This window comes from Deltaproteobacteria bacterium (assembly GCA_026712905.1).
GTDB lineage: Bacteria > Desulfobacterota > Binatia > UBA9968 > JAJDTQ01 > JAJDTQ01.
Map to the genome: position 1 here is coordinate 21,934 of JAPOPM010000030.1, position 7,411 is coordinate 29,344.

Annotated in this window: 6 protein-coding genes; 1 reads left to right on the forward strand and 5 read right to left on the reverse strand. The window is 65.6% G+C overall.

Annotation, left to right across the window (positions count from 1 at the left end; genetic code table 11):
- Positions 1-7: 7 nt before the first annotated feature.
- Together OXF11_02480 and OXF11_02485 are read right to left on the reverse strand one after the other, a co-directional pair.
- Positions 8-544, reverse strand: coding sequence for a tripartite tricarboxylate transporter TctB family protein (locus OXF11_02480; GenBank protein ID MCY4485965.1), 537 nt, complete (start codon positions 542-544; stop codon positions 8-10).
- Positions 534-2,048, reverse strand: a complete 1,515-nt coding sequence (locus OXF11_02485; GenBank protein ID MCY4485966.1) for a tripartite tricarboxylate transporter permease — start codon at positions 2,046-2,048, stop codon at positions 534-536. The genes OXF11_02480 and OXF11_02485 overlap by 11 nt, the downstream gene beginning before the upstream one ends.
- Positions 2,049-2,369: 321 nt before the next feature.
- On the opposite strand from OXF11_02485, the gene OXF11_02490 reads away from it, so the two are divergent.
- Positions 2,370-3,278 carry an LLM class flavin-dependent oxidoreductase gene (locus OXF11_02490; GenBank protein MCY4485967.1) on the forward strand — a complete coding sequence of 303 codons (909 nt, stop codon included), beginning with the start codon at positions 2,370-2,372 and terminating at the stop codon, positions 3,276-3,278.
- Positions 3,279-3,283: 5 nt separating this feature from the next.
- Here the strand turns inward: OXF11_02490 and leuD are convergent, their stop codons facing one another.
- From leuD to OXF11_02505, 3 genes are all read right to left on the reverse strand, one after another.
- Positions 3,284-3,904 carry a 3-isopropylmalate dehydratase small subunit gene (gene leuD, locus OXF11_02495; GenBank protein ID MCY4485968.1) on the reverse strand — a complete coding sequence of 207 codons (621 nt, stop codon included), beginning with the start codon at positions 3,902-3,904 and terminating at the stop codon, positions 3,284-3,286.
- Between the two features lie 19 nt (positions 3,905-3,923).
- Complete coding sequence (gene leuC, locus OXF11_02500) at positions 3,924-5,321, reverse strand: 3-isopropylmalate dehydratase large subunit (GenBank protein ID MCY4485969.1); 1,398 nt, start codon at positions 5,319-5,321, stop codon at positions 3,924-3,926.
- Positions 5,322-5,447: 126 nt separating this feature from the next.
- Positions 5,448-7,352: a TRAP transporter fused permease subunit gene (locus OXF11_02505; GenBank protein MCY4485970.1), complete on the reverse strand. Its 1,905-nt coding sequence runs from the start codon at positions 7,350-7,352 to the stop codon at positions 5,448-5,450.
- Positions 7,353-7,411: the final 59 nt, after the last annotated feature.

Consider the following 7,411-nt stretch of genomic DNA (forward strand, 5'->3'; position numbering starts at 1 on the left):
TCCTCCGTCAGATGGGGATCAGACTCGAAAGATAATGCTCGACCAGTCCCAGAATAAACGCCTGAGGGCCGTCGATCAACCCCGGCGGCCAGGGGATGTGCAGCACCATCTCGAACACCCCGACCATGAACACCATCATCACCACCATGTAAGCGATGGCTACCTTCCACGACTCGTTCGCCTGAATGCGCAGGTAGAGGAGCAGGAAGAGCGGCACGCTCAGGATGAAACCGATGATCCAGATGCAGGCGTAGAGGCCGAAGATCCACGAGAAGATGTTGACCGCGCGCTGGATCACCACGGCCACCGGCACGCTGCGGTCCACCGGCAGGTCCATCACCCCGGCCAGGTCCTCGTCCCCGTCCCTGTTGCGGAAGATGTCCATGCCCAGTTGCAGGAAACACAGCAGCATGGTGGGGATGCCGATGCTCCAGGGGAACAGCCGCGCCTGGAACTGCCACTGCTTGGCGGTCATCACCAGACCCACCATCAGGAGGAGGACCAAGACGGTGAACAGCGCGCCCGGGTTGGCCTTAAGCTTCATCGGTATCCCCGCTCTTCTCGTGATCCACCTGCGCGTCGCGCTTCTGCTGCAACTCGCGTTGCTTGCGCGCGTTGCGCACGCCGTAATACAGGCTGATGGCGATGAGCACCGCCACGATCATCACGATGGGGCGCGTCATCCACGCCGCGCCGTAACGGCTGACGGAGATGAAGAGGTAGTTCTCGATGATGCCGCTCAGGACAAGCCCGAGGATCAGCGGCGGCCGCGGCCAGCCGAACCGCTTCATGAGCCAGCCCAGCAGCGAGAAGAACAGGAGCGACCACAGATCGCCGTAGTGCCGGGTGGCCTGGAACGACGCCAGGAAGACGATCACCACCACTAGCGGCGTCAACAGGTTGATCCGCACCATGGCGATCTTCGCCAGGGTGTTGGTCAACAGCATGCACAGGATCGTGCCGAAGATGTTGGCGACAGCGAGGCTCCAGATCATCGTGTAGGTGACCGCCAGGTCCTTGGTGAGCATGGCGGAGCCGGGGGTCAGTCCCTGGATGGTCATGGCCCCGAGCAACAGCGCCATGGACGCGCTGCCGGGCACGCCGAAGGCGATGGTGGGGATCAGCGCCCCGCCCTCCTTGGCGTTGTTGGCGGCCTCCGGCGCCAGCACGCCGCGCACGTCACCGGTGCCGAAGGTCTCGTTGGCACCCTTCTCCGTCTGGATGGCGTGGCCGTAGGCGAACCAGTCCACCACCGACGCACCCAGTCCCGGAATGGCGCCGACGAACACCCCCACCACGCCGCAGCGCAGCACCAGGAACCAGTTGCGGAAGGTGTCGCGGATTCCCGAGAGCACCCCCACGAGCCGCTCCTTGGGCACGTCGGCGATGCGTGTCCCCCGTATGGTCAGATCGACGATCTCGGGGATGGCGAAGATGCCCAGGGCCACCGGCACCAGCGGCACGCCGTCCCAGAGATAGAGCTGCCCGAAGACCCAACGGAGCACGCCGGTCTGCGGGTCCATCCCCACCATGCCGACGCACAGGCCCAGGGCGCCGGCGATGAGCCCCTTCACGGGCGCGTTGCCGCTCAGCACCGCCACCATGGAGATGCCCAGGAAACCCAGCATGAAGAACTCGGGCGAGCCGAACGCGAGCACGATGGGGCGCAGCACCGGGATCGACAGCGCCAGCACCAGCGAGCCGAACACGCCACCGATCAGCGACGCCATGTAAGCGGCGCCGAAGGCGCGCCCGGCTTCACCCTTCTTGGCCATGGGATGGCCGTCGAGGATGGTGGCCTGGGACGCCGAGGTGCCGGGAACGCCGAAGAGAACCGAGGGGATGGTGTCCGAAGTGCTCGTCACCGAGATCAGGCCGATCATGATGGCGAACGCCTCGAAGGAGTCCATGTCGAACGTGAAGGGCAGGAGGATGGCAAGGCCCACAAGGCCACCGAGGCCAGGAATGGCGCCCAAGGCGAGGCCCATGAACACCCCGATGAACAGATACCCCAGCCGGGTCGGAACCAGGAGGTTCTCAAATGCCACGGTGGCGGCTTCCCACATAGGAACTCCCTTCTGCTCCTTACGAGACCCTTCTGCCCCTTACGAAATCCACAGGGATATATCGAGGTCCAGGGGGACTGTCAAGGCTGTGGCAGGCCAACGCACGGTTACACGGGCGCCGACGCCCCCGTTGCGGGATCAAGGGAAACCGATTAACCTCCGTTAGCTGCCGCCACTCGGCTGGCCGAGGACGCGCCGCGCCTGTCCCGACTGTCCCATCACGCGGACGCGCGCAACCAGGAACCTGCGTTCTTATAAACGAAATTTTCGCGCGGGACACAACACCCGGAAAGGATCGTCACCATGGGAAACATCGGCATGTGCTTCGTCAACGCGGCGCCGCAGATCGACGCCGGCTTCGTCACCGCCATGGCGCGGAAGTGCGACGAGGGCGGCCTGCATTCGTTCTGGACCATCGATCGCATCGCCTACGACAACCTGGAAGCCCTGACCGTGCTCGCGGCCGCGGCCGGCGCCACGGAGCGCGTCCGGCTGGGCACCTCGGTGCTGTTGTCGGCGCTGCGCCACCCCGCGCTCCTGGCCAAGACCGTGGCCACCCTCGACTTCCTGTCCAACGGCCGCGTGACCCTGGGAATCGGCTTCGGCAGCCGCGAGAACGACTTCACCTCGGTGGAGGTGCCGTGGGAGCACCGCGGCAGCCGGGCGGAAGAATCCCTCAAGCTCATGAAGCGCCTGTGGACCGAGGAGGAAGTGGAGCATCACGGCCGCTTCTTCGACCTCCACAGCACGCGCTTCGGCCCCGACACCGTGCAGTCGCCGCACCCCCCCGTGTGGATGGGCGGCGGCGCCGAGCCGGTCCTGAAGCGCGTGGGCCGGTACGCCGACGGCTACATCTGCGGCAGCAACGCCGTGCACAACTTCGACGCGGTGTGGGAGAAGATCAGCGGCCACGCCCGCGCCGCCGGGCGCAACCCCGACGACATCGAGAAGGCCGGCCTCACCTTCATCGCCATCGACGACGACAAGAGCAAGGCTGTGGAGGCGTGCGAGAACTACCTCATCCGCTACTATGGCAAGGTGCGCATGGACGTGGAGAAGTACATGCTCGTGGGCAGCGCCGACGCCTGCGCCGACGGCATCAACCGCATCTTCGCCGGCGGCCTGCAGACCCTGATCATCGGCCTCGCCATCTCCGACCTGCGTCAACTGGACACGTTCGTGGAGAAGGTGATGCCGCAGGTGGAGAGCTAGGCAACCTAAAGTGGCGCCGGCCCCTCGAAGTCGCTGGTGTAGGGCAGCTTGTCGGAGGTTTTCGCGACCTCGTCCATGTTGTCGAGCAGCAGCGCGGTGGAGTCCCATGTCCCCGTGGTGAGGGCGTTGCGGTGGCCTTCGCTGATGTCGAGGTCGATGTCGCTGCCGTCGGGCAACCGCACCTTGCGGGCTTCCAGGTCCACCGTGAGCTCCGCCGTGGGGTCGCTCTCCACCAGCGCCATGAGCTTGCCGACGTCCTCGGGCGACGCCATCACCGTGGGCATGCCCAGCAGCACGCTGCTGCCGGCGAAGATGGGGCCGAAGGACTCGCCGATGACGACGCGGATGCCCCACCGGTACAGCGCCTGGGGCGCGTGCTCGCGCGACGACCCGCAGCCGAAGTTGCGGTTCACCACCAGCACCTCGGCGCCCTGGAAGCGTTCCTCGTTGAACGGGTGGTCGACGGTGTTGCCGTCGGCGTCGTAGCGCTCATCGAAGAACGGGTACTCGCCCATCCGGTTGAAAGTGATTTCCTTGAGGTAGCGGGCCGGGACGATGCGGTCGGTGTCGATGTCCGGGCCCCGCACCACCACGGCCCTGCCGCCTACCTGCTTGATCTCGTTCATGATGACCTCGTTCCGTTGATCAGTTGTACTGGCGCACGTCCACGACCTTGCCGTTCAAGGCGGCGGCGGCCACCATGGCGGGGCTCATCAGCAGGGTGCGCCCTCCCGGGCTCCCCTGGCGCCCGATGAAGTTGCGGTTGGACGAAGAGGCGCACACCTCCCGGCCGCTGAGCTTGTCCGGGTTCATGGCCAGGCACATGGAACAGCCGGCCTCGCGCCACTGAAACCCCGCTTCGGTGAAGACCCGGTCGAGGCCCGCGGCCTCGGCCTGCTTCTTGACGTCGGCGGAGCCCGGCACCACCAGGGCCTTGACCCCGTCGGCCACCCTCCGCCCCTCGGCGACCCGCGCCGCGGCGATCAGGTCCGAGAGCCGCGAATTGGTGCACGAACCGATGAACGCCACGTCGATGGGAGTGCCGAGTATCGGCGCGCCCGGCTCCCAACCCATGTGCGTGTAGGCCTTCTCCACGCTCTTGGGGTCGGTCAACTCCTCGGGGCGCGGCAGGTTCTCCAGCACGCCCAACGCCTGACCGGGATTGATGCCCCAGGTGACCGTGGGCTCGATGGCCGAGCCGTCGATGTCCACGACATCGTCGTAGCTCGCGTCCGGGTCCGACGCCATGGAGCGCCAATAGGCCACCGCGCGGTCGAAGGACTCGCCCTTGGGGGCGAACGGCCGGCCCAGGACGTAATCGTACGTGGTCTGATCGGGATTGACGTAACCCACGAGCGCGCCGCCCTCGATGCTCATGTTGCACACGGTCATGCGCTCGTCCATGTTCATCCGGTCGAGCACGTCGCCGCCGTACTCGTACGCGTAGCCCTTGCCGCCGCCGACGCCGAGCTGCCGGATGATGGTGAGGATGACGTCCTTGGCATGCACTCCCAGGGGGAGCTTGCCGTTGACGTTGATGCGCCGCACCTGGAGACGGTCCATGGCCAGGGTCTGCGTGGCGAGCACGTCGCGCACCTGGCTGGTGCCGATGCCGAAGGCCAGGGTGCCGAACGCCCCGTGGGTGCTCGTGTGGCTGTCGCCGCACGCCAGCGTCATCCCCGGCTGGGTGAGGCCCAACTGCGGGCCGATGACGTGGACGATGCCCTGCCGGTCGCTGTCGAGGCCGTAGAATTCGATGCCGAATTCCCGGACGTTCCTTTCCAGCGCGGCGGTCATCGCCTCGGCCTGTTCGTCGAGAAAGGGCCGGACACGCATGTCCGTCGGGACCACGTGATCGACCGTGGAGAAGGTGCGCTCGGGATAGGCGATGGGAAGGCCGCGCTCCCTCAACATGTCGAAAGCCTGCGGCGTGGTCACCTCGTGGACCAGGTGCAGGCCGATGAAGAGCTGGGTCTGCCCGGTGGGCAGCGTGGTCACCGCGTGGGAGTCCCAGACCTTGTCATAGAGTGTACGATCGGACATGGATACATGTTCTCCTTTGGCGGGAATTTATAGCCAGCAGCCGGTGCCAATTCAAGCGAAGACCCTACCGCCATCTCGCGGCGATCTTCCCAAAGGCAAACCCGGTCGCATGGGGCGCGGGTTGCCTTACGTCCGACCAGGCACCAGGGCGCGCAGGCCCCACGCGGCGGCGAGCAGGGCCACGCCTGCCACCTTCAGCCACCAGATCATCGGCAAGAGGAAGCACGCCGCCGCGGCCAGGAACACCGTCTTGCGCCACGGTTCGACGGTGCCCGCCAGGTAGTCGACGCCCTGAATGGCGACGGCGAGCGCCGCGTAGCCCAGCAGGTAGCTGATCGCGGCCGCGGCGATTTCCAGCGCCGTGCCTAGCAGCAGCAGTTCCGGGACATAGACGAAACTGAACGGGATCAGCATCAGGGTGGTGCCGAACTTCAAGGCCGCGAAACCGGTCTTCATCGGATCCGCGCCGGCAATGGCCGCGCCCGCGAAGGCAGAGACGCAGACCGGCGGCGTGATATTCGACAGGCAGGCCGCGTAGAAAACCACCAGATGGGCCGGCACCTCCGGCACACCGAGTTGCACCAGGGCTGGGGCCGCGACCACGGCAAGGATGATGTAGGAGCCCGTCGTGCTGCTGCCCATGCCGATGATCACGGATATGACCGTAACCAGGGCCACCGTCAAAAGAAGGTTACCGCCCGCGAACTCCACCAGGACGGCGGAAAACTTCAGTCCCAGACCCGCAAGAATGATGCCGCCGATAATCACGCCCAGGCTGCCGATGGCCGCGCCCGCGGACGTGTTGGAATGGGCGCCCGATACCAGGCCCCGGAAGATGTCGCGGGGTGTCATGGCCGTATCCCTGCGCAGCCACGACAGCGCCATCGCCGAGATAATGCCCCAGAACGCTCCCAGGTCCGGGGAATACCCCTCGAACAGCAGCGTCACGACCACCACCAGGGGAATGAAGAAATGCCAGCCCCCGCGCAGCACCTCCCGGAGGTTCGGCACTTCATCCACCGGCATGCCCTTGATGCCCGTACGCACCGCCTCCAGATCGACCATCAGCAAGACAAAGAAAAAGAACAGGACCGCCGGAATCACGTTCATGACCGCGATTTGGAGGTAGCCGGTCTGAGTCAGGGTCGCCAGAATGAACACGCCCGCACCCATGATAGGCGGCATGATCTGACCGCCGGTGGATGCGATCGCCTCGATGGCCCCCGCGTGGTGGGGTTTGAAGCCGATCTTCTTCATCATCGGGATAGTGAACGCGCCGGACGCCACGACGTTGGCCACCGATGAGCCCGAGATGGAGCCGAACAACGCCGAACTGACCGTGGCGATCTTGGCGGGGCCGCCGCGCCACTTGCCCGTCAGCGCCGCGGCCAGATCCATGAAAAAGGTCCCGGCGCCGCTACGCTCCAGGAACGCGCCGAAGATCATGAAAGGGAAAACGAAAGTGGCGAAGGTCGCCGTGACGACCCCGAACATGGCTTCCTGGGTGGAGAACGTGAACTCGATGATGCGGTCCACCGGCAGGCCGGAATGGCTGAGTTTCCCAGGCAGGTAGGGGCCGTAATAGAGCTGCAGGAGAAAGATCGCCGCGATGATCGGAATGGCCGGTCCCAGCACTCGCCGGCTGGTTTCCAGCACCACGACGATGGCGGCGATCCCCATGATGAAGTCCCACCGGTTGGGATCGCTCACGCGGAACATCGCGTAAGGCACGTACTGGTCCATCCAATAGCCGATGGACACCACCGCCATGATGACGAGGACGCAGTCGATGACGCTGGGCCGGTGCCCGGGCGCTCGCGCATGGGCCGGGAAGCGGATGAATACGAGCACCGCCGTGAACAGAAGATAGAGCCCACGGTTGGTCTCGGTCGAGACCAGGCCGAACCCCGACGTATACAGATACCAGAGGGAAAACAGGGCCGCGATCAAGTCGTAGGCAATGGCGAACGGCCCGGAAACCGTGCGGTGCCCACCCCGGACCGGGGCAAACCAAGACTCCCGGGCTGCCACCCTGTCTATTCTCCTCCGCCCGACCGGGCTTGCGATGAAGAAGGAACGGGCGGCCGCGG

Bases quoted from the DNA above. Each gene is read 5' to 3' on its own strand.
- leuD (MCY4485968.1), bottom strand. From the start codon at position 3,904: ATGAACGAGATCAAGCAGGTAGGCGGCAGGGCCGTGGTGGTGCGGGGC.
- leuC (MCY4485969.1), bottom strand. From the start codon at position 5,321: ATGTCCGATCGTACACTCTATGACAAGGTCTGGGACTCCCACGCGGTG.
- OXF11_02490 (MCY4485967.1), top strand. From the start codon at position 2,370: ATGGGAAACATCGGCATGTGCTTCGTCAACGCGGCGCCGCAGATCGAC.
- OXF11_02480 (MCY4485965.1), bottom strand. From the start codon at position 544: ATGAAGCTTAAGGCCAACCCGGGCGCGCTGTTCACCGTCTTGGTCCTC.